The sequence below is a fragment of the Cytobacillus stercorigallinarum genome (genome assembly GCF_014836495.1).
Taxonomy (GTDB): domain Bacteria; phylum Bacillota; class Bacilli; order Bacillales; family Cytobacillaceae; genus Cytobacillus; species Cytobacillus stercorigallinarum.
The window spans coordinates 453,808-475,052 of sequence record NZ_JACSQT010000001.1; the positions used below are offsets into that span (position 1 = coordinate 453,808).

A 21,245-nucleotide genomic window follows, 5' to 3' on the forward strand; every position below is an offset into this window, starting at 1 on the left:
GAATCAGTCATGAATGTGAGTGGAGCATTGGAGCTGTTAAAAAATCGAGGCTATAAGCATACAGGCAAGAGAGAAGAAATGCTTGCACTATTTGCAGATAGTAATAAGTACTTAACAGCAAGAGAAGTCTTAGAGGAAATGAAACCAAATTATCCGGGGTTGAGCTTTGATACCATTTATCGTAATTTATCTTTGTTTGTGAACTTAGATATTCTTGAGATGACCGAGTTATCTGGTGAAAAACATTTTCGGTTTACTTGTTCTCATGAAAATCATCATCATCATTTTATCTGTCTGGATTGTGGAAAAACGAAAGAAATTGATACTTGTCCGATGAATACTTTGGCAGAAAACTTAAAAGGATACGATGTTTCCGGGCATAAATTTGAAATTTACGGGAAATGCCCAGAATGTTGTTAACTGTAAAAACCCCTCTATGATGAGGGGTTTTTTATGTGAAAATATTACACTGATACTTTTAACCAATTCTCTACCCATATGGCTGCTTCCTTCCAGCTTGTCACCCGTTTTACGCCGTCTGGAGTCGGTAAGCGGTTATATGGTGTATCGAACAATATGACGGGGATTTGACACGCCTCATGAATCATCACAGCATTATCATGTTTATCCTCGAAGAATAAGTCAATATGATGTTGTTTAGCCGCTGAGACTTTATCATGCGAGCCAATAAGTTCAATATGATCAAAAGAAATGTCATTCTGTGTAAACCAGTTTTCAGTTACGTTCATCAAATGAGTGGAGCGCGCACTAATAAAAAATAGTTCATGCTCTTCTTTCCATTTTGTTAAGACTGATTTTGCGTTAGGTACAATGGTTGACTGGCGATAAATTTCCGGTTCATTTTCTTTAAACCATTGATCGAATGCTTGACGTTCTATATCTACAAGCGGATATAAGTCATATTGTTTAATGTCTTCTAAAGTAAGTTGTAGCCCAAATGCTTTGTTCATAAAAGGAATCATTGCCGCTGGACTCGTGACAGTTCCATCTATATCAATTCCGAATCGTTTTTTCATTTCATTGCTCTCCTTTAAAACTTGAACAGATAGCCGTTCACTTCATTTTATCTTTACTTCCTAATTTTAGCGGAAACTTTTCATTATATAAACCATAAAAGCCTTTTTGTTACTAGAAAATCTTAACACAAGTAAAAGTGTAACGCTTGCTTATAATAATAAATGCTCCACCACAGAAAAAGTGGATACCATTAAAGCGAGGGATCATGATGGCAGATCAGATGCGTAAAAATGATGAAGATCAGCTTCGTCGTGACAAAGTTGACGAGAACCAGTATGAAGTCTCAAGCGATTATTCAGAAGAAACTGCAGCCGAAATTGCTGCTCCTGTAACTTATGATGAGGACAGGGGAAGGGATATTGATGATAGAAAAGGAACGCGTAGTGGTGGCCGAGGAGTAGGTATTACTGCTTTAGTATTATCAATCCTTTCACTATTCATTATGCCGATATTTCTTGGAGCTGCAGGGATCGTACTTGGTATTATTGCAAATAGCAAAGGAGCTAGAGGATTTGGCACTTGGGCGATTGGTATTGGTATTGTATCGCTCTTAGTAGGAATTTTTATTATGCCATTCTTTTAAATAAAGAAACGACAAACGCCTAGGAATATCCCTAGGCGTTTATTATTTAAACTGTTTCTTTGGTGTTTTCTTCTTCTTCTTTTTGTTTGGCAAAATACTCTTCAGCTATTTTATCAATTTCAATCTTTAATTCATCGACCATTGTATCTTCGGGTACTTTGCGAACAATTTTCCCTTTGCGGAATAATAAACCTTCACCTCGTGCTCCAGCAATTCCAATGTCAGCTTCTCTTGCTTCACCTGGGCCATTAACGGCACAGCCTAAAACAGCGACTTTGATTGGGGCTTTAATTGTTGAAATATATTCTTCCACTTCGTTCGCGATACTAATTAAGTCAATTTCGATACGCCCACAAGTCGGACAAGAAATGAGTGTCGCAGCATTCGATGATAAACCATATACTTTTAACAATTCTCTAGCCACTTTTACTTCTTCAACAGGATCAGCACTTAATGAAATTCTTAACGTATTTCCGATCCCTTTATGAAGAATTGCGCCTAAGCCAGCTGCACTTTTTACTGTACCAGCAAATAATGTACCTGATTCCGTAATCCCTAAGTGTAGTGGATAATCAAACGCTTGTGCTGCTTTCTCATATGCTTCTATCGCTAAATTGACATCTGATGCTTTCATGGAGACGATAATATCATGGAAGTCTAGGTCTTCAAGAATTTTAATATGGTGAAGTGCACTTTCAACCATTCCATCAGCTGTAGGGTAGCCGTACTTTTCTAAAATCCGTTTTTCTAATGAACCGGCATTTACACCTATACGAATAGGAATTCCTTTCGCTTTAGCCGCTTTTACGACTGCTTCCACCTTTTCGCGTTTTCCGATATTACCTGGATTAATTCGAATCTTGTCAGCTCCACCTTCAATGGCTTTTAAAGCTAACTTATAATCAAAATGGATATCGACAACAAGTGGAATATTAATTTGTTTTTTTATATCAGCAATCGCATTAGCTGCCCTTTCATCTGGACAAGCTACGCGAACAACTTGGCATCCTGCTTCTTCTAAACGTTTAATTTGCGCAACAGTTGCTTCAACATCATGTGTTTTCGTTGTAGTCATACTTTGAATAAATAATTCATTACTTCCGCCAATCGTTAGTGGTCCCACTTTTACCGGACGAGTTTTCGTACGATGTATCATTTCACTCAATGGAGATTCGCTCCTTTATATATAAAAAATATATTTGAACTTCTCAAAGTAAGCTCTTATCATCAACTATTGTATCAATGAAGTGATTGAATTGACAAGAAATAGATGCTAAGCAATTAGTTTTCATTATTATATGAAGGAAATTTATAGGTATAACCGTATTGAATTTCTTCAGGTTTTAATCCATTATTTAATGTACTGAAATCTTCAGCGATAACATTAATTGGAAGATTTTCGATGTTCATATTTTGTTGTTCAATAATGGATAGTACGGTATCGCCTCGAGTCACTTCTTTTTCGAAATAAGCAAGACCTACCTCTTGTTCTCCTTTTTCTAAATTTGTTACCTCTGTAGCCACGGGTGCAATCCGTTTAGGGAGAGTTCCTTTAGAAAGATCGACGTATACAGCAAATGAAATGATAATAATTAAGATGAAGGTTGAAATTCTTCTCATATTTACAAGCTCCCGTCATTATTGAATAATCATTATCATACATATGCATGTCCACATCTTATTAGAACAGATATGTACATAAAAAAACTGTAGACGTTATATGCGTCTACAGTAAGATTCCACTATTATTCAGATATTTCCTTTTTTTGATGAGGTATTTCTTTGATAGCTAACATGAGAATAATGATGGATATTAACCAGTTAATAAGTGCTCCATTTGGTACAACGGTTTGTAGTGTGTCCATGATAATAAAGAAAACTGTTGATAATGTGATACTATAGGCTGCCATTCGCCACATATAGCGATAAGGAATGGTCTTTTGCACAATTCTCACAATCATTATACCGAGTAAGGCAATAATGGATATTTCTATTAAACGCGTTGCTACAGAAAATAAGTACAGTACAATAGCAACGATACTAATGAATATGACTAACCAAGAATCGGCTTTTTGTATTAATTCAATAACGGCTGATTTATCAATATTGACATCACCAAGCATGCTATAGCTATAGGATTGTTGATTGTTTCCGCTAATGAACACCATTTCGTCTTGTAGAATGGCAATGGTGTCATTTGTTTGCAATAGTTCATCTTTCTTTACAATATTATTAGAGTCAAAAATAATGGTCACACCATCATTCTCAACAGTAATCGGTGCCGTTTCATTTGCTTGTAATGTCCCATTCGCAATCTCAAATTCAGGTAGATCATCCGTTATGGTTGCTTCCATTGATTGTACACCATTAAAGACGGATGTACTGAGAAAAAATATAGTGGGGATAATGGATAGAAAAGTGAGAAAAAAACATAACCTATTGTCTTTCCTATTCCTTGTTCACGAAAGTTTGCAATGTCTTTTGGTGAATAAATACTTCTTATAAATTGTTTTAGGATATTCAAAAATTTTCCACGTCCTTATTTTTTTCATTATATTCTATTCATTTTACCGACAATACTTTCGTCATACAAGAATAATAAGTTTTTTGAATAATTAAACCTTTGTCATCTAATTGTAACAAAGGAGGATAATATTAAAGGTTTGTAAATTTAATCGTTACACTATTTACATTAATAGAGTTAGCTTTAATAATAGTGTGGGGTTTACAATAGTATTGAAAAAAGTTCTAGGGGTTGAATAGCTTGGAAATAGATATTCAAAAGATGATTTTTGAGTTTGTCGGTGGATTAGGTATCTTCCTTCTCGGAATTAAAACGATGGGAGAAGGTTTACAAAAGTCAGCTGGAGATCGTCTGAGAGATATTTTAGATAGATTTACCACAAACCCATTAATGGGTGTACTAGCAGGGATGTTAGTAACGATGCTTATTCAAAGTAGTTCTGCAACGACAGTGCTAACAGTAGGGTTAGTTAGTGCTGGGTTTATGAATCTACGTCAAGCCATCGGTGTAATTATGGGTGCGAATATTGGTACAACATTCACTGCATTTATTATTGGGCTAGATATTGGTGATTATGCGTTGCCAATTTTAGCGGTTGGTGTATTATGTCTAGTCTTCTTTAAAAACAATCGTATGCAAAATATAGGCTCAATTATTTTTGGTTTTGGCGCTTTATTTTATGGTCTAGAATTAATGGGTGGTGGAATGAAGCCATTAAGTAATTTGCAAAGTTTCCATGACCTGACAGTTAGTATGAGTGAAATTCCAATATTGGGTGTTTTTGTAGGAACGGTTATTACCGTTATAGTACAAAGTTCAACTGCTACCATTGGTATCTTGCAAGGGTTATTTGCAGAGGGATTAATAGACTTAGATGCAGCTCTTCCGGTATTGTTTGGAGATAATATCGGTACAACGATTACTGCTATTTTAGCTTCTCTAGGAGCTACAGTTGCTGCTAAACGTGCTGCATTCGTACATGTGATGTTTAATTTAATTGGGGCAACTATCTTTTTAATTTTACTTCAACCATTTACTTTATTGGTTGAAATGTTCCAAGCGAATCTTGGTTTAAACCCAGAGCTTACCATTGCGTTTGCTCACGGTACATTTAATATTGCAAATACATTAATACAACTTCCTTTTGTCGCTGTGTTAGCATTTATTGTGACAAAGCTAATTCCAGGAGAAGACACCGTTATAGAACAAAAAGCCAAACATTTAGATGCTGTTTTTATACAGCAATCGCCATCAATTGCTCTTGGACAAGCAAAAGAAGAGGTTCTTCGAATGGGACAATTTGCTATTGAAGGATTAAATGAAACACGATCATTTTTAATAGATGGTTCTCCTAAACATGGTGAAAAAGCTTATCAAATCGAAAGTGCAATAAACAATCTAGATAGACAAATTACAGATTATCTTATTCAACTTTCCAGAAGTTCTTTATCAAATAATGAATCGGCTGAGCATACGGTACTAATGGATACGATTCGAGATATTGAAAGAATAGGTGACCATTTCGAAAACATCGTTGAATTAATGGATTATAAAAAAGCAAATAAGGTAAGTATTACGGAATCCGCTATGAAAGATTTAGATGATATGTTCCAATTAACGATCTCTACGGTTTCTGAATCATTAGAAGCGCTAGACCATAATGATAAAGAAGCTGCACATCATGTGGTTCAAAAAGAAGATAAAATAGATAAAATGGAGCGTAAATTACGTAAACAGCATATCATTCGCTTAAGTGAAGGCGTATGTTCTGGACAAGCAGGCATTGTATATGTGGATATCTTAAGTAATCTCGAACGAATCGGTGATCATGCAGTTAATATTGCAGAGGCTGTATTAGGCGAAGATTAAGTACCATAAAGAGGTAAGGAATCAATCCTTACCTCTTTTTTTAAAAGCTTTCGATGGAAAAGATGCCATTTTAATGTTTTAATTATTGCAAGATATGAGTTTGTTGTGAATAGGAGGGAACTTATGGATATTTTAGCTTGGACGCTCATCATTATCTTATTTGTTATAGCTTTTATCGGATTGATTTATCCAATTATTCCGAGTGTGCTGTTTATTGCTGCTGGTTTTATTGTTTATGGATTTTTCTATTCCTTTGAACCTTTTGGTGTGCTATTTTGGTCCATCCAAATTTTATTTGTTATATTACTATTTGGTGCCGACTATATCTCCAATATGGTTGGTGTGAAAAAATATGGTGGCACAAAAGCTGGAATATGGGGAAGCACCATTGGAATACTAGTAGGTCCTTTTGTCATCCCGGTGGCAGGTATATTACTCGGGCCAATAATCGGAGCAATCATTGCTGAATTAATTGTACATCGTCGTCCATTTAAGGAAGCAGTTTTAGTTGGATTCGGATCACTCGTAGGATTTATTAGTAGCATCATTACTAAAGGAATTGTTCAAGCGATAATGGTCATATATTTCTTATTTGTGGTTCTATAAAAAATTTAATTTTTATGTTTGATTCTATGGCAGAGTGGTATAGAAAATAGGAGAGGACATTTAAATTATGTCTGCATATGATTATATTTTTAGTAGGAGGAATGTTTACATGGCTTATGAACTACCAAAATTACCGTATGCTTATGATGCATTAGAACCTCATATCGACAAGGAAACAATGAATATCCATCATACGAAACACCATAATACTTATGTGACTAACTTGAACAATGCCATTGAAGGAAAAAGTGCATACACATCGAAAGGGATAGAAGATTTAATTGCTCATATAAATGATATTCCGGAAGATATTCGTACAGCTGTCCGAAATAATGGCGGTGGACATGCTAACCATTCTTTATTCTGGCAAATTCTTTCACCAAATGGTGGGGGTACACCAACAGGCGAATTAGGAGATGCGATAGCTAGTAAATTTGGTAGCTTTGACGACTTCAAGGATGAATTTGATAAAGTAGCTACTGGTCGCTTCGGATCGGGTTGGGCATGGTTAGTTGTTGATAAGGGTGAACTTGCCATAACAAGCACACCTAATCAAGACTCACCATTAATGGAAGGAAAAACACCGATTCTTGGACTAGATGTTTGGGAGCATGCTTATTATTTAAACTATCAAAATAAACGTCCTGAATATATTAAAGCGTTTTGGAATGTTGTCAATTGGGACGAAGTAAGCAAAAGGTATCAAGAAGCGAAGTGAAAAATCTTTAATGTAAAAAAGTGCTATTCCAATGAATAGCGCTTTTTGCATCTCTACCTAGTCATTTCATTCTCATTGTATTTAATAAAAAAGCCAAAAGAAACGAAATAATTTTCAATACGGATCTTCCCTTTTTTTGCATAACTCCATTGTTTTTGAAGGAGACTATTTGTAGAATCGAAGGGGAGTTTTTTTTATGAGTAAATGGCAGAGAGTGATTGGAAATATTGAGCCGACAAGAGACCTTGTTTTGTTGTTGCTAATCGGAGGATTATATTCCTTAAGTATTGCCTTATCCAATACTTTTGTGAATATTTTTTTGTGGAAGCAATCTGGTGAATATTTGGATTTAGGCTTATATAACCTCGCTAATGTTGTTCTGCAACCTATTACATTTATCATTGCGGGCAAATGGGCGAAAAAAGTAGATCGTGTGATTGTGCTAAGGTTAGGGGTTATATTTCTTGCCTTTTTTTATATTTCTGTGCTTCTTGCAGGGGATAAAGCGTCGTCTTATCTCCTTTTATTAGGTGCTTTATTAGGGATAGGTTCTGGTTTTTATTGGCTTGCCTTTAATGTATTAACATTTGAGATAACGGATCCAGAAAATCGAGACTTTTTTAATGGTTTTCTCGGGTTACTTACATCATTTGGTGGTATGATAGGTCCTATTTCTGCCGGATTAATCATTTCGAAAATGAAGGCTTTTACTGGTTATTCGGTCATATTTGGCGTTTCGTTGGCATTATTTGCCGTTGCCGTATTTTTAAGTTTTTCAATTAAAAGGCGTCCAGCAAGTGGAAAGTATTTTTTTAAACGAATTATAGAGGAACGAAAATATAATAAAAATTGGAAGAGGATTACAAATGCCCATTTTTTCCAAGGGTTTCGTGAAGGTACATATGCGTTTGTCGTTTCTGTCTTTGTGTTTATAGCTACTGGTAGCGAATTAGCACTTGGTACATTCGGGTTAATAAATTCAGGTATCGCATTAGTTTGTTATTATATCGCTTCAAGGTGGATTAAGAAAGAGCATAGAAAAAGAGCGGTATTAGTTGGAGGTATTCTTTTATTTCTGTCTATTTTCCTGTTAGTATTTCAAATCACCTACGTTAATCTTTTGTTCTATGCTGCATTGATTGCAGTCGCCTATCCTTTATTATTCGTTCCTTATTCTTCAATGACTTATGATGTAATAGGCACTGCGTGGAAGGCAGCAGAAATGAGAATTGAATATATTGTTGTCAGGGAATTATTTTTGAACATCGGGAGAATATTATCTTTGTTGTTCTTTATAGTGGGTGTAATCTCCTTTGATGATCATGTGATTTTGCCGATATTACTAATCATTTTAGGGATTGGGCATAGTATGATCTATTTCTTTATTAAGAATATTGAATGATGTGTAAGAAAATATTCAAAATAACTATCATTTCCTTATAGTTATGAATAGAATTATTTTTGATTTTCTTTTAAAATAAGTATATGTAATCAAGAGGGAAGTGTGGTTTTAGCAATTGAATAAGAAGAAGAAGAAGAATCGTGTGTCCTTTCGGTTGAACATGCTTTTCTTAATTGTCTTTGTGTTGTTCTCTGTACTTATTTTTAGATTAGGATTTGTTCAAATTGTCTACGGTGATGACTATAAACGAGAAATTGAAAGAACAGAAGAAATCACTGTAAATAACCCAGTTCCTAGGGGAAAGATGTTTGATAGCACAGGAAAGATTATTGTCGATAATATCCCGCAGAATGCCATTACATATACGAATAATGGAGCTAGTCAAGAGGAAATGCTTGATACTGCTGAGAAATTAGCGGAACTAATTGAAAAAGATACAGAAAAAGTCACTGAACGAGATGAAAAAGATTATTGGATTATGATTAATCCTGATCGAGCCGAAAAAAAGGTAACAGATAAAGAAAAGGATAGTATTCGTGAGAACGAAGAAGCCGATTACGATAAAGATGTGTACCAACTAACTTTAGATCGTATTACGGAAGAAGAATTGAATGAACTAACGGAAGAGGATTTGGAAGTCCTTGCTATCTATCGGGAATTCTCTAGTGGATATGCCTTTACTCCACAAGTTGTTAAAAACGAGGGAGTAACTGCAAAGGAGTTTGCCCTAGTAAGTGAAAATTTAGATTATCTTCCAGGGGTTGATACAACGACTGATTGGGACCGTTACTATGCTTTTGATAATACGTTGAAATCTGTCCTTGGTTCTGTTTCATCTTCTGAAGAAGGTATTCCGAAAGAAATGCTTGATTATTATTTAGCGAGAGATTATTCAAGGAATGACCGCGTAGGTAAAAGTTATCTTGAATATCAATACGAAGAAGTCCTCCATGGTCAAAAAGCCAAAGTGAAAAATGTCACTGATAAAGGTGGTACGATTCTAGAAACGGTGACAATTTCAGAAGGGCAACGGGGGAAAGACTTAGTTTTAAGTGTCGATATGGATTTACAATTAGCCACAGAAAAGATCATTGAAGAAGAGTTGCGTGCGGCTAAACAAACGGGAGGAACGGGTCTTTTAGATAGAGCCTATGTCGTTTTAATGGATCCATATAGCGGAGAAATTTTAACAATGGCTGGAAGAAGGCTCGTGAAAGATGAAGAAACAGGCAAAACAAGAATGACGGATGATGCATTAGGGAATATAACGACCACTTATAATGCCGGTTCTGTAGTCAAAGGGGCTACGATTCTTACGGGCTATAAGGAAGGCGTAATTCAGCCTGGAACAGTTATTAATGACCAGCCATTAAAAATTGCTGGTACACCTGTGAAAAAATCTTGGAAAACGTTCGGGCCTATTAGTGATTTGTACGCATTAAGGGTTTCATCCAATGTGTATATGTTTGAAACAGCCATTCGAATTGGTGGCGGCACATATCGCTATAATAAATCATTGCCATTAGACCCTAAGGGATTTGATACAATTAGAGAATCGTTTGCTCAGTTTGGTTTAGGCGTTAGAACAGGGATTGATTTACCAAATGAACAAACAGGATTTAAAGGAATGAGTCAACTCCCTGGATTTATGTTGGACTTAGTGATTGGACAGTATGATACGTACTCTAATATGCAGCTTGTCCAGTATGTGTCCACGATTGCTAACGGCGGGAATAGAATGGAGCCTCATGTAGTAAAAGAAATTAGAGAACCTTTATTAGAAAATGAAGAGTTAGGCCCTATTGTAGAAGAAATATCGCCGAAAGTTTTAAATAAACTTGATATGGATGCATCTTGGATTGAACGTGTAAAAGAAGGGTTCCGTCAAGTTGCACAAGAACAACAAGGTACAGCACTATCCTTCTTTGGTGATAAAGATTATAACCCTGCAGGTAAAACAGGAACAGCAGAGGCTTTCTATGATGGACCACTACGTAGTAATTATGATGAACCACCTGAAGTAATGAATATCAGCTATGTTGGTTATGCGCCTTCTGATAACCCAGAAGTGGCAATTGCTGTCATGGTCCCTTGGGCCTATGAAGGTGGAAGTGGCCATAAAGCAAACATGATTATTGCGGAACGCGTCATGGACGAATACTTTAAATTAAAAGAAGAACGTGCGAAAGAAGAAAGTAAGAAACCAGAAGACTTAACGAAACAAGAAGTAATTGATGTTAACAAAGATGAGGAAGAATAAGCCTGTTTGTTTTGAAAAATACAAGCATTACAATCAAACTCGGATTCACACTGTTTTAAAGTGTGAATCCGAGTTATTTTTATTCTTTTGTTTTGGTTTTTACAAAAATGGTAAAGAAGGCTCAGCGATAACTATACAACTACCTCTATATTTTCGTTCTTTTACCAAAGAGTCCCTCAAAAATTCCCCTGTCTATTATCCTTGCCTTTAAAGCATTGCAGGTAATGTTCACTCAATCGTTTGAAATAAAAATGATAGATGATTATTGCTAAATGTCACTTTACATTTCTTCATATTGGTTTACAGAATATTTACACGATATTTATTTCCTATTAACGTTTAGGTCTTATGATGGGTTTGTAGGACAAAACAACTGATTTCTAGGGGGAATATTCTAATGAAGAAACGATTCAAGTATGTGGCATCAACATTAATGATTGGTTCTGTTCTTGCTTTTACAACGGCATGTGGAGCAAATGGCGGTGCGAACAGTTCTAGTAATGGAGAGCAAACAGCTAGTGAAGAGAATCAACAGTTACAAGGGGAAATCAAAATTGATGGCTCTTCTACAGTTTATCCTATTATGGAAGCTGTTGTTGAAGAATTCGGTATGAATCAGCCAGGCGTACAAGTATCGGTCGCTTCTTCTGGAACAGGTGGGGGATTTAAACAGTTTATAGCAGGTACAACGGACATCAGTAACGCGTCAAGAGAAATTAAAGATGAAGAGAAAACCCAGGTGGAAGAAGCAGGAATTGAGTATTCAGAATTAAAGCTAGCCAACGATGGATTATCAGTCGTTGTGAATAAAGAGAATGATTGGGTCGATTCACTTACTATCGAAGAATTGAAAGAATTATGGATCGATTCGGGTGAAACAAAAAAATGGTCAGATATACGACCAGAATGGCCGGATGAAGAAATCAAATTTTATTCTCCAGGAACAGATTCCGGAACATATGATTACTTTAATGAAATCATTCTGGAAGATGAGCCGATTGTCGAACAAGCAACACTGTCAGAAGATGATAACATCCTTGTTCAAGGTGTAGCTGGGGATGAAAATGCGATTGGGTTCTTTGGATTTGCTTATTATGTTGAGAATCAAGATAAGCTAAAAGTTGTCCCAATTGATGGCGGAAATGGCCCGGTTGAGCCGACTCATGACACGGTTGAATCAGGTGAGTATGCACCATTATCTCGTCCACTTTATATCTACGTGAAAAACGAATCCTTAAAAAATGAAGAAACATATGAATTCGTTAAATTCACATTAGAAAATGCAGGAGCACTTTCAGAAGATGTCGGTTATGTGAAATTAAAAGACGAGGAATACGAAGCAGGGTTATCAACTATCGAAGGGTTAAAATAAGTATTTGAATGATGAATAGAAATCATCATAGTAATGAAGGGGGGATCAACTATGAATTTACATCAAGAAGAAAAAGCGATTTCTGTGCAAGAACTTATACAACAAAAAAAATCTAAAAGTCAAAATAAAATAAAGTCAGAAAAGATTGTTCCAGTTATCTTATTATTAACGGCGATTGTGTCAGTATTAACGACGATTGGGATCGTTGTGACATTATTTGTGGAAACAACGACTTTTTTCAGTCACGTTAGTATCAAAGAGTTTTTTACCGCACAAAAGTGGTACCCATTTTCTGAAACACAGGGCTCATATGGGATTCTACCGCTAATATCAGGAACGTTAAAAGTTGCTCTTATAGCTGCAGTTGTGGCAGTCCCGATTGGTCTCGCTGTAGCTATTTTCTTGAGTGAGTATGCGAGTGATCGAACAAGGAGAGTTATTAAACCTATTTTAGAAGTATTAGCAGGCATACCTACTATCGTTTATGGGTTTTTTGCTCTCACTTTTGTGACACCGGTGCTTAGAGAAATGATCCCATCCCTGCAAATATTCAATGCGCTTAGCCCAGGGATCGTTATCGGAATTATGATTACACCAATGATTGCCTCATTATCAGAAGATGCCATGTCGTCTGTACCTAAAGTGATGAAAGAAGGGGCTTATGCATTAGGGGCAACCAAACTTGAAGTGGCCATTAAAATTGTTATCCCTGCCGCTGTTTCAGGTATAGTCGCTTCTATTGTATTAGCCATTTCAAGAGCGATTGGTGAAACAATGATTGTTGCTGTCGCAGGAGGCTCTACGCCTAATTTAAGCTTTGATGTGACAAGTAGTATTCAAACAATGACGGCTTATATTGTCCAAGTCAGTCAGGGAGATGCTGGATATGGTACGACCATCTATTATAGTATCTACGCAGTTGGATTTACATTGTTTATTTTCACCTTGTTCATGAATATGCTCGCCCAATTCATCTCCAAGCGCTTTAGGGAGGAATACTAGTATGAAATTAATTAATCATGATCAAGTACTAAAGAAAATGTCACCACGAAAATGGAAGAATTCCGTTTTTAAAGGTTTGTTCATGTTTGCGACTGCATTGGCATTAGTGGTTCTTGCGATATTATTGTATCGCATAATCACTCAAGGAATTGGATATTTAGACTGGCAGTTTTTGCAATCCTTACCTTCACGTAATCCAGAACAAGCGGGTATTAAAACAGCTTTAATAGGGACGATTTGGTTAATGGGCGTTGTTGCCCCTGTAACGCTTATACTTGGTGTAGGAACAGCCATTTACTTAGAGGAGTATGCGAGTAAAAATAAGTTTACCTCACTGATACAGATTAATATCTCTAACTTAGCTGGTGTTCCGTCGATTGTTTTTGGATTATTAGGATTAACGGTTTTTGTGAGAGCATTAACTTTAGGGACAAGTGTATTGGCCGCAGGCTTAACGATGAGTTTACTAGTATTACCAATCATAATCGTCGCATCTCAAGAGGCGATTCGAAGTGTACCGATGGAGCTAAGAGAAGCATCATTTGGAATGGGAGCTAATAAATGGCAAACAATTGTAAGGGTGGTTATGCCTGCTGCATTACCTGGCATATTAACAGGAACCATTTTAGCTCTCTCTCGTGCAATCGGGGAAACGGCACCATTAGTAGTGCTTGGTTTACCACTTTTCTTAGCGTTTTTACCTCAATCTGTATTCGATATGTTTACTGTCTTACCAATGCAAATCTATAACTGGACGAGTAGACCGCAAGAAGAGTTTCATGCCGTTGCAGCGGGGGGCATTATTGTCTTACTAATCATGTTAATTGTGATGAATTCTATTGCTGTGTTAATCAGAAATAAATTTCAAAAAAGGTTTTAAACGAGGAGTGGAGAATATGAGTACATTGGTTGCACCCAAAAAAGAAGCTGCCGATTCAATTTTCAACGACAAAAATCTTCATGCCAAAAATAAAGTTTATCAAACAAAAGAATTAAATCTATGGTATGGAAGTAATCATGCATTAAAACAAATCAATTTAGATATTTATGAAAATGAAGTAACAGCGATAATCGGACCATCAGGATGTGGAAAATCGACATATATTAAAGCGTTGAACCGTATGATTGAAATGGTGCCATCAGTAAAAACATCGGGAGAAATTCAATATCGTGGACGTAATATTTTTGATAAACGTTACGGAGTAGAGGAATTAAGAACAAAAGTGGGCATGGTGTTCCAAAAACCGAATCCCTTTCCTAAATCGATCTATGAAAATGTTGTTTATGGTCCGAGAATTCATGGTATAAGAGATAAGAAAGTGCTGAATCAAATTGTTGAAAAGAGTTTAAAAGGAGCAGCACTTTGGGATGAAGTAAAAGATAGATTGCAGGATAACGCTTACGGATTATCAGGTGGTCAACAACAAAGACTATGTATTGCAAGATGTCTGGCGATCGAACCGGATGTTATACTAATGGATGAACCTACTTCTGCATTAGACCCGATTTCTACACTAAAGGTAGAAGAGCTTGTACAAATATTAAAAAAAGAATATAGTATCATCATAGTGACACATAATATGCAACAAGCAGCTAGAATATCTGACCGAACGGCCTTTTTCTTAAATGGTGAAGTAGTAGAATTTGCAGAAACAGATAAAATCTTTTCTAATCCAACTGATAAGAGAACGGAAGATTATATTACCGGTAGGTTCGGTTAATTAAGTAAAGGAGACTGATTATATTGCCAGTACGAGAGAAGTTTGATGAAGAATTAGCAGTATTAAGAGGGAAATTATTAGACTTAGGTCATTTTGCTGAAAATGCACTTTCTTTATCGATTCAGGCACTTGAGAATCATGATATAGAATTAGCTTTAGAGATTATGGAAAATGACACAAAGGCAAACATATTGTACGAAGAAATTAATGATTATGCCATTTTATTGATTGCAAAACAACAGCCAGTAGCTATTGACTTGCGAAGAATTATTGTCGCAATAAAGATAGCAACGGATATTGAGAGAATTGCTGATTTTGCTGTCAATATTGCTAAATCCACTATTAGAATTGGGAAAGAAGACCATGTGAAGCCAATTGTTCATATTAAACAAATGCATGCGATTTGCTTAACGATGTTAAACGATTCATTATCTGCTTTCAATGAAGAAGATCTTAAAAAAGCAAAAGCTGTTGCTGACATGGATGATGAAGTGGATGATTTGTATGGGCAAACGATTGTTGATTTACTAAGAATAAGTGGTGAGCAATCCGAGCGAATTCCGCAAATTACTCAATTATCTTTTGTTTGTAGATATTTAGAACGTGCAGCAGATCATGTCACTAACATTTCTGAGCATATCTTCTATTTAGTGAAAGGTAAGCAATTTGATTTGAATGATTGATAAAAGTAACGAACCTCTTTCATCATAGAGGTTCGTTCTTTTATTTATAAGAACATCATGTGAATCTTATTTATTTGATTTAAAATTAGTTACTGATCCAACCGCCGTCGACTACCAATTCTATTCCATTAACAAATTTAGATTCGTCTGATGCAAGGTATAAGTATGCATTTGCAATATCCAATGATTCTCCAGCATAAGGAGGTAATGGAGTTAAACCTTTATAGTTCTCTCCCATTTCTTCTTGTGTTTTAATTCCAGCTTTCTCAACCATACCTGTAAAGATTGCACCAGGATGTACGGAATTCACTCGGATATTATCTTTTCCAAACCACTGAGCACCATGTTTAGTAAGTGCTCTAACTGCGCCTTTGGATGCACTGTACGCTGCCCCTTGTGCATCAGCGACTCCACCCACAATTGCTGCAATGGAAGATGTATTAATAATTGACCCTTTGCCATTCTGTTGCATATAAGGTATAACGGATTTCATTCCAAGCCATACACCCGTTGTATTAATGGCCATCACTTTATTCCAGTCATCTAATTCTGCTTCTAAAATTCCTTTAGCCATATGAATTCCTGCATTATTGACTAAAATATCAATCTTACCGTATTTCTCTATTGTCGTTTGAACGACATTTAACCATGATTCTTGGCTTGAAACATCTAATTTTAATGCAATGGCTTCTCCACCATTATTAATAATTTCCTCAACTTTCACTTGTAAAGCGTCTTCAACTATATCAGTTGCTACAATTTGAGCGCCTTCTTTTGCGAAAATTTGTGCACCTGCCAAACCCATTCCGCTAGCTGCACCAGTGATAATAGCCACTTTTCCAGTTAATCTACCCATATAAAAGTCCCCTTTAGATAATTATAGAATTTAGCTTTTAAACATTGTTGTAATCGATTACAATACCACTATAATTATTTTTGTTTTCTTTAACAACCAACAAAAAGGTTTATATTTGTTGGGGTTATAAGGAGAGGTGGATAAGTTAATGAGTAAAAATCTAATCACTGAACAAAGGATTAAAGATGCTCTGGTTACATTATTACTACTAAAACCCTTTCATAAAATTACAATAACTGACTTAACAACTACTGCAAATATTAATCGAAGCACATATTATTACCATTACTATAGAAAAGAAGAAGTTCTAAAAGAAGTGATGGACGAAGCAATTGGGGACTTAATCTCCAAGATGGAAAATAGTACTTTGAATCAACGAGATTATGAAATTGACCAAAGTATTTTACCTTCTACAAAAGAATTATTTAACCATATATTTAAATATAGACATTATTATAAGTCTCTATTACAAAGTGATGTTTCTTATACGTTTGAAAATAAATTTATAAAAGCACTTAAGCAATATGTTAATAATATTCAAATAGACTTTGGAGGAGATGATAATTTTGTGATAGATCATAAATTATATACAAATTACCAGGCGTATACTATTTTGGGTTTTATTAAGCATTGGATTGATACAGAGTTTGAAGAATCGCCCATTTATTTATCTGAACAACTAACATCTTTATTGCATGTAAAGGTAAATTCTGTTTCATTTACTAGAAAATTGAAATAAAGTAGTAGGGATTTTTTGTGATAAGGAACCTTTTTTATTTAATAGATCAAGCGGGGAAGTTAAGTGTCAATTTCTAAATTGGACGGGTGTATTGAACGAAGTGGTAACTATATTTTTCTGTAATTTAATAATAGAAGGCTGTAATTAACTCTATTTTATGAGTGTAATTGCAGCCTAGTAAGATTTATTGAGATAGGGTTTCGCTTTCTATGATTTGCTAAATAAATCAGCAAGCTCTTTATACGACTGTTGATTATTTACTTTATATGTACCAACACGTAGCTTTTGACTATAATTGAATTCTTTTAAAAAGCTAGTAAAGTCCTCACTATATTCAATGATGCCCGCCTCTTCAAGTTGCTTCGCAATCTCTTGCGGAAGCATGCCACTCTCGATTTTTATTTCTGTTGTAATGGTAGTATCTTCTTTAGGTAATTCTTCCTGTTGTTTATTAAGTTCTAATTTTTCTTCAACGAGTTTATCAATCTCATCATCCGTCAAAACATGATAACCTTGTTCTTTTACATAAGTTTGAGCCTTTGTCTTATCAATCATTTGCTTGTCCTTGTTCTCGTCATTCATTAGCATATAACCAATAAGAAGAATAAGGGTTGTACAAAATACACCAGTTGAAAAGGCTCTTAAAAGATATTTATTCATACTTTTTCACCTTTAAGTTGACTAGCTGTGATAATGGCTAATACTTCATCTTCCAATAAAGAAGATTGCTTAGCGATTTGCGCTGTTGAAAGTCCCTGCTTATGAAGTAAAAGAACTTGATTTTTAATAATATCATGAACTTCCTTCTTCAGAGGTCTAGATAACTCAGAGGCTTTTGGAAGTTTGATTTCGTCTATCAATAATTCTTCTTCTAACAGTTTTAATTTTTTCTTTATTTGATATATTTCTTTTATATGTTGGATTGATAATTGGTCAATCTCGTCTTTTAAGGAACGGTAAGGATCTTTAAGAAAAAAGGATAAAATAAATAGCAGGATAGCGATAACGAATAAAACGGCAAATAGATAGATAATGATTCTCACCTCAAAGCTTTATTATCAAAGTTATTCTACCATATATATCGACAAGCCGTGCTAACTTTGAAGAATCCCCTATGGAATTTGTCGAGTAAATCATCATGATATCTGTCGAATAAATGGTGAAATAAGTCGGTGAAGAAAAAATGCTTATCAAGAGGGCAAGTATAGCGATAGATAGCATAAAGCGACAAAATCTGTTTATTGTGGGCTTGGCCATTCAATGCTACCATTAATATATAGAATAATCTGACAAGGGGAACGGTTAGCAAATGGAAATCAGTCAGAATCACATGATACATTCGTCAGGAGAATTACCTTTAAAAACAGAAATTATCAACAAAGATATTTATATTAGTTGGAAGATTAGGCAAGAAAAGTATGATCTTCTCTCGCTCTACTACAACAAAGATATAAGAAGTTGCTTACAAGTTATTCAGCTTCAATCATACTGTAAAAATCATTCCGATCTATATGAGTTTTTTATTCCACCATACCAATCGATGAGAATCATTAGAAACGCCATTAAAACAAAATATCACTCTTACCGCATCACCCTTTGTTTGAAGTTAATGGATGACAATTATCTTCCTTTACATACTACTGAAATAGGTAGTGGAGCGGGAACTGTCCAATTATCATCAGAAATAAATGCTGACTGGACCCATCAAGTGTGTGGGTATAGTTATTATGAAGTGAAGCAATGACTGAGAGTATTTTACTGTTAACTTGGGAATATCCACCGTATATTGTTGGTGGCCTTGGTCGCCATGTAAGTGAATTAGCGAAATCACTCGCACAAGAAAAGGTGTCCGTTCATGTGCTAACAGTGAAAAGGCAGACAATTGACGAAGCCTTTGAAGTACAAAATAATGTAGTCATTCATCGTGTGGCACCACTTATGCGAACTGATTCATTTCTTCATTGGGTAGCTTCGGTGAATTTAGCGATGGAAGAGAAGGCAAGAGAAGTGATTAAGGAGAATGGAATAGATTTGATTCACGCCCATGATTGGATTGTTGCAGCTTGTAGTATCATTTTAAAGAAGGCAATGGATATACCGCTTATCGCTACTATTCATTCAACTGAGGCAGGTAGACATAATGGAATTTATACAGAGAGACAAAGTTTTATCGATAGACAAGAAAAATTATTAATGGCATCTGCCGATCATCTCGTAGTTTGTAGTCATTTTATGAAAAATGAATTGCTATATAAATACGAACAGCCATCTTCGACCCTTTCCATCATTCCAAATGGTGTAAGTGAGCCAATGAAAAAAGATAAGAACCTGCATTCTCATTTTACTCAAGATAGACCATACCTTTTTTCAATGGGGAGGATGGTAGAAGAGAAAGGTTTCGATATTCTTATTGTCCTTGCTGAAAGGTTAAAGAAAAAAAATACAAACTTAAAAATCATTATCGCTGGACAAGGCCCGTTATTATCTTATTACAGACAAAAAGTGCATGCTAAACAAATCGATGAATGGATTCAATTTATTGGTTTTGTTAACGATGATGAGCGTGACATCTGGATGGAATATGCTAGCTTAGCTATTTTCCCTAGTTTGTACGAACCATTTGGAATGGTGGCTTTAGAAGCGATGGCAGCTGGTCTACCAGTACTTTTAGCTAAAACTGGGGGATTAATAGAAATTATCATTGAAAATGAGTCAGGGCTTTTCTTCGATCCTGTGGATGTTGTCAATCTTGAAAAAAAAATAGATTGTCTACTATCAAAACCTAACTTTAGAAACCAAATCGTAAGCGCAGCTCAAAAAAGAATCAAGACAGAGTTTAGCTGGGGTACGGTAGCGAAACAAACGTTAAAGGTGTATAGAAATAACGGACTAGTGAATAAATTCCAAAAGAAAAGGTGATTAATGTGAAAATAATCGAGCAAATGCCTTATACAACTGAGTATTGGAATCAGTCAATTCAGGAAAATTTATTGCATCAAACGTTAGGTATCGCCGTAGGTAACAGTGTTTATTGGATCGAAATGAATGATATGGCAGAAGAAAGAGAACATCAAGTAGAGGGTTTATCGATACGTACAAAAACGGTGAGAATAGATCATCATATTTCTCTGTTAAATTTCAACATTTACAATGAACTATCCACGAGTAAAGAGATAAAAGTACTTATAGCGCATAGTAATCCAAGAGAGTATGACCAACATTTTTCCTTTATTTCTCCGATTGAACAGTTGATATATCATATGATTGATCGCCAATTATTCTTAGTGAATGGTCAATTGAACGGTGTGAAAATGAAGGAAAACACAGTGATGCAACGAGCCCTAGTGGATAATAACAAAATATGGTCATATGGCAAAGGCGGAAAACAAACATTATCATACAATCCAATAGGAAAAGGAAAAGTAGTTAGTTTATGTGGGGATACCGCTAAAATAACAGGAAAATCCGCTATGGAAGGGACAGCATGGTCAATTACCGATGACTGTCAAAAACAGCTATTACAAGTAAATCAAACACTTTTAAAAAAACATACTAGCATTTCAAACTAAAAAGTGATATTATATAAAAGTCGTATGAAACGAACTAGTGCTTAGTAGTTTGGAGGGAAATGACATGCGTGTAAATATTACGTTAGCTTGCACAGAATGCGGAGATCGTAACTATATTTCTAAAAAAAATAAAAGAAACAATCCAGATCGTCTTGAGCTAAAAAAATACTGCCCAAGAGAAAAGCGTTCTACAACACACCGTGAGACAAAATAAGCAGTAGGTAGATTCCTGCTGCTTTTTTTTGTCTCCTTTTTTATGGTTTCATCACAGGGATGATGCTGGGTAAGATTAGAGAGTTTAAA

Annotated in this window: 23 protein-coding genes and 1 pseudogene; 17 read left to right on the forward strand and 7 right to left on the reverse strand. The window is 35.5% G+C overall.

Going from position 1 to position 21,245, the window contains the following annotated elements; genetic code table 11:
* The first annotated feature begins 9 nt into the window (after positions 1 to 9).
* Complete coding sequence (locus H9655_RS02235; protein WP_191810464.1) at positions 10 to 420, forward strand: Fur family transcriptional regulator; 411 nt, start codon at positions 10 to 12, stop codon at positions 418 to 420.
* A 44-nt stretch (positions 421 to 464) separates the two neighbouring features.
* On the opposite strand, the gene H9655_RS02240 is transcribed toward H9655_RS02235, so the two are convergent.
* Positions 465 to 1,037: a 5' nucleotidase, NT5C type gene (locus H9655_RS02240; RefSeq protein ID WP_191810466.1), complete on the reverse strand. Its 573-nt coding sequence runs from the start codon at positions 1,035 to 1,037 to the stop codon at positions 465 to 467.
* Between the two features lie 209 nt (positions 1,038 to 1,246).
* Here H9655_RS02240 and H9655_RS02245 point away from each other — a divergent pair, with 209 nt between their 5' ends.
* Complete coding sequence (locus H9655_RS02245; protein ID WP_191810468.1) at positions 1,247 to 1,621, forward strand: DUF308 domain-containing protein; 375 nt, start codon at positions 1,247 to 1,249, stop codon at positions 1,619 to 1,621.
* Positions 1,622 to 1,667: 46 nt separating this feature from the next.
* On the opposite strand, the gene ispG is transcribed toward H9655_RS02245, so the two are convergent.
* The 3 genes and pseudogenes from ispG to H9655_RS02260 form a co-directional block, all read right to left on the reverse strand.
* Positions 1,668 to 2,777, reverse strand: coding sequence for a flavodoxin-dependent (E)-4-hydroxy-3-methylbut-2-enyl-diphosphate synthase (gene ispG, locus H9655_RS02250; protein ID WP_191811346.1), 1,110 nt, complete (start codon positions 2,775 to 2,777; stop codon positions 1,668 to 1,670).
* Between the two features lie 125 nt (positions 2,778 to 2,902).
* Positions 2,903 to 3,241 (reverse strand): hypothetical protein, encoded by a 339-nt coding sequence (locus tag H9655_RS02255; RefSeq protein WP_191810470.1) that lies wholly within the window; start codon positions 3,239 to 3,241, stop codon positions 2,903 to 2,905.
* Between the two features lie 125 nt (positions 3,242 to 3,366).
* Positions 3,367 to 4,145: pseudogene (locus H9655_RS02260) on the reverse strand (DUF1189 domain-containing protein).
* A gap of 240 nt (positions 4,146 to 4,385) precedes the next feature.
* Here H9655_RS02260 and H9655_RS02265 point away from each other — a divergent pair.
* From H9655_RS02265 to phoU, 10 genes are all read left to right on the forward strand, one after another.
* The gene (locus tag H9655_RS02265) at positions 4,386 to 6,014 is read left to right on the forward strand and encodes a Na/Pi cotransporter family protein (protein ID WP_191810472.1); all 1,629 of its coding nucleotides are present in this window, start codon (positions 4,386 to 4,388) and stop codon (positions 6,012 to 6,014) included.
* 123 nt (positions 6,015 to 6,137) lie between these two features.
* The gene (locus tag H9655_RS02270; RefSeq protein WP_191810474.1) at positions 6,138 to 6,620 is read left to right on the forward strand and encodes a DUF456 domain-containing protein; all 483 of its coding nucleotides are present in this window, start codon (positions 6,138 to 6,140) and stop codon (positions 6,618 to 6,620) included.
* A gap of 109 nt (positions 6,621 to 6,729) precedes the next feature.
* Positions 6,730 to 7,338 carry a superoxide dismutase gene (locus H9655_RS02275; protein WP_191810476.1) on the forward strand — a complete coding sequence of 203 codons (609 nt, stop codon included), beginning with the start codon at positions 6,730 to 6,732 and terminating at the stop codon, positions 7,336 to 7,338.
* Between the two features lie 196 nt (positions 7,339 to 7,534).
* Positions 7,535 to 8,740, forward strand: coding sequence for an MFS transporter (locus H9655_RS02280; RefSeq protein WP_191810478.1), 1,206 nt, complete (start codon positions 7,535 to 7,537; stop codon positions 8,738 to 8,740).
* A 160-nt stretch (positions 8,741 to 8,900) separates the two neighbouring features.
* Positions 8,901 to 11,000 (forward strand): peptidoglycan D,D-transpeptidase FtsI family protein, encoded by a 2,100-nt coding sequence (locus tag H9655_RS02285; protein WP_191811348.1) that lies wholly within the window; start codon positions 8,901 to 8,903, stop codon positions 10,998 to 11,000.
* Positions 11,001 to 11,397: 397 nt separating this feature from the next.
* Complete coding sequence (locus H9655_RS02290; protein ID WP_191810480.1) at positions 11,398 to 12,372, forward strand: PstS family phosphate ABC transporter substrate-binding protein; 975 nt, start codon at positions 11,398 to 11,400, stop codon at positions 12,370 to 12,372.
* Between the two features lie 51 nt (positions 12,373 to 12,423).
* A complete protein-coding gene (gene pstC, locus H9655_RS02295; RefSeq protein WP_191810483.1) occupies positions 12,424 to 13,374 on the forward strand; it encodes a phosphate ABC transporter permease subunit PstC in 951 nt (316 codons plus the stop codon).
* A 1-nt stretch (position 13,375) separates the two neighbouring features.
* Positions 13,376 to 14,254 carry a phosphate ABC transporter permease PstA gene (gene pstA / locus H9655_RS02300; RefSeq protein ID WP_191810484.1) on the forward strand — a complete coding sequence of 293 codons (879 nt, stop codon included), beginning with the start codon at positions 13,376 to 13,378 and terminating at the stop codon, positions 14,252 to 14,254.
* 16 nt (positions 14,255 to 14,270) lie between these two features.
* Entirely contained in the window at positions 14,271 to 15,095 is an 825-nt protein-coding gene (gene pstB / locus H9655_RS02305; protein WP_191810486.1) for a phosphate ABC transporter ATP-binding protein PstB, read from the forward strand.
* A gap of 23 nt (positions 15,096 to 15,118) precedes the next feature.
* Positions 15,119 to 15,778 carry a phosphate signaling complex protein PhoU gene (gene phoU, locus H9655_RS02310; protein WP_191810489.1) on the forward strand — a complete coding sequence of 220 codons (660 nt, stop codon included), beginning with the start codon at positions 15,119 to 15,121 and terminating at the stop codon, positions 15,776 to 15,778.
* A gap of 85 nt (positions 15,779 to 15,863) precedes the next feature.
* On the opposite strand, the gene H9655_RS02315 is transcribed toward phoU, so the two are convergent.
* Positions 15,864 to 16,634, reverse strand: a complete 771-nt coding sequence (locus H9655_RS02315; protein ID WP_191810491.1) for an SDR family NAD(P)-dependent oxidoreductase — start codon at positions 16,632 to 16,634, stop codon at positions 15,864 to 15,866.
* Between the two features lie 148 nt (positions 16,635 to 16,782).
* Between H9655_RS02315 and H9655_RS02320 the strand changes: the two genes are divergently transcribed.
* Entirely contained in the window at positions 16,783 to 17,373 is a 591-nt protein-coding gene (locus H9655_RS02320) for a TetR/AcrR family transcriptional regulator (protein ID WP_191810493.1), read from the forward strand.
* 207 nt (positions 17,374 to 17,580) lie between these two features.
* Here the strand turns inward: H9655_RS02320 and H9655_RS02325 are convergent, their stop codons facing one another.
* Both H9655_RS02325 and H9655_RS02330 read right to left on the reverse strand, forming a co-directional pair.
* On the reverse strand, positions 17,581 to 18,033 hold the full coding sequence (locus tag H9655_RS02325) for an endolytic transglycosylase MltG (RefSeq protein ID WP_191810495.1): 453 nt from the start codon (positions 18,031 to 18,033) through the stop codon (positions 17,581 to 17,583).
* Positions 18,030 to 18,416: a hypothetical protein gene (locus tag H9655_RS02330; protein WP_318245435.1), complete on the reverse strand. Its 387-nt coding sequence runs from the start codon at positions 18,414 to 18,416 to the stop codon at positions 18,030 to 18,032. The genes H9655_RS02325 and H9655_RS02330 overlap by 4 nt, the downstream gene beginning before the upstream one ends.
* Positions 18,417 to 18,682: 266 nt before the next feature.
* Between H9655_RS02330 and H9655_RS02335 the strand changes: the two genes are divergently transcribed.
* The 4 genes from H9655_RS02335 (at position 18,683) to rpmG (ending at position 21,156) form a co-directional block, all read left to right on the forward strand.
* Positions 18,683 to 19,117 (forward strand): hypothetical protein, encoded by a 435-nt coding sequence (locus H9655_RS02335; protein ID WP_191810497.1) that lies wholly within the window; start codon positions 18,683 to 18,685, stop codon positions 19,115 to 19,117.
* Positions 19,114 to 20,292 (forward strand): glycosyltransferase family 4 protein, encoded by a 1,179-nt coding sequence (locus H9655_RS02340; RefSeq protein WP_191810499.1) that lies wholly within the window; start codon positions 19,114 to 19,116, stop codon positions 20,290 to 20,292. Before H9655_RS02335 ends, H9655_RS02340 begins: the two co-directional genes overlap by 4 nt.
* Before the next feature lie 5 nt (positions 20,293 to 20,297).
* A complete protein-coding gene (locus H9655_RS02345) occupies positions 20,298 to 20,942 on the forward strand; it encodes a hypothetical protein (RefSeq protein ID WP_191810501.1) in 645 nt (214 codons plus the stop codon).
* A gap of 64 nt (positions 20,943 to 21,006) precedes the next feature.
* Positions 21,007 to 21,156 (forward strand): 50S ribosomal protein L33, encoded by a 150-nt coding sequence (gene rpmG, locus H9655_RS02350; RefSeq protein WP_057771568.1) that lies wholly within the window; start codon positions 21,007 to 21,009, stop codon positions 21,154 to 21,156.
* Positions 21,157 to 21,245: the final 89 nt, after the last annotated feature.

Coding starts and splice junctions, on each gene's coding strand:
- H9655_RS02235 (WP_191810464.1), top strand. CDS start 10: ATGAATGTGAGTGGAGCATTGGAGCTGTTAAAAAATCGAGGCTATAAG.
- H9655_RS02240 (WP_191810466.1), bottom strand. CDS start 1,037: ATGAAAAAACGATTCGGAATTGATATAGATGGAACTGTCACGAGTCCA.
- H9655_RS02245 (WP_191810468.1), top strand. CDS start 1,247: ATGGCAGATCAGATGCGTAAAAATGATGAAGATCAGCTTCGTCGTGAC.
- ispG (WP_191811346.1), bottom strand. CDS start 2,777: ATGATACATCGTACGAAAACTCGTCCGGTAAAAGTGGGACCACTAACG.
- H9655_RS02255 (WP_191810470.1), bottom strand. CDS start 3,241: ATGAGAAGAATTTCAACCTTCATCTTAATTATTATCATTTCATTTGCT.
- H9655_RS02270 (WP_191810474.1), top strand. CDS start 6,138: ATGGATATTTTAGCTTGGACGCTCATCATTATCTTATTTGTTATAGCT.
- H9655_RS02275 (WP_191810476.1), top strand. CDS start 6,730: ATGGCTTATGAACTACCAAAATTACCGTATGCTTATGATGCATTAGAA.
- H9655_RS02280 (WP_191810478.1), top strand. CDS start 7,535: ATGAGTAAATGGCAGAGAGTGATTGGAAATATTGAGCCGACAAGAGAC.
- H9655_RS02285 (WP_191811348.1), top strand. CDS start 8,901: ATGCTTTTCTTAATTGTCTTTGTGTTGTTCTCTGTACTTATTTTTAGA.
- H9655_RS02290 (WP_191810480.1), top strand. CDS start 11,398: ATGAAGAAACGATTCAAGTATGTGGCATCAACATTAATGATTGGTTCT.
- pstC (WP_191810483.1), top strand. CDS start 12,424: ATGAATTTACATCAAGAAGAAAAAGCGATTTCTGTGCAAGAACTTATA.
- pstA (WP_191810484.1), top strand. CDS start 13,376: ATGAAATTAATTAATCATGATCAAGTACTAAAGAAAATGTCACCACGA.
- pstB (WP_191810486.1), top strand. CDS start 14,271: ATGAGTACATTGGTTGCACCCAAAAAAGAAGCTGCCGATTCAATTTTC.
- H9655_RS02315 (WP_191810491.1), bottom strand. CDS start 16,634: ATGGGTAGATTAACTGGAAAAGTGGCTATTATCACTGGTGCAGCTAGC.
- H9655_RS02320 (WP_191810493.1), top strand. CDS start 16,783: ATGAGTAAAAATCTAATCACTGAACAAAGGATTAAAGATGCTCTGGTT.
- H9655_RS02325 (WP_191810495.1), bottom strand. CDS start 18,033: ATGAATAAATATCTTTTAAGAGCCTTTTCAACTGGTGTATTTTGTACA.
- H9655_RS02335 (WP_191810497.1), top strand. CDS start 18,683: ATGGAAATCAGTCAGAATCACATGATACATTCGTCAGGAGAATTACCT.
- H9655_RS02340 (WP_191810499.1), top strand. CDS start 19,114: ATGACTGAGAGTATTTTACTGTTAACTTGGGAATATCCACCGTATATT.
- rpmG (WP_057771568.1), top strand. CDS start 21,007: ATGCGTGTAAATATTACGTTAGCTTGCACAGAATGCGGAGATCGTAAC.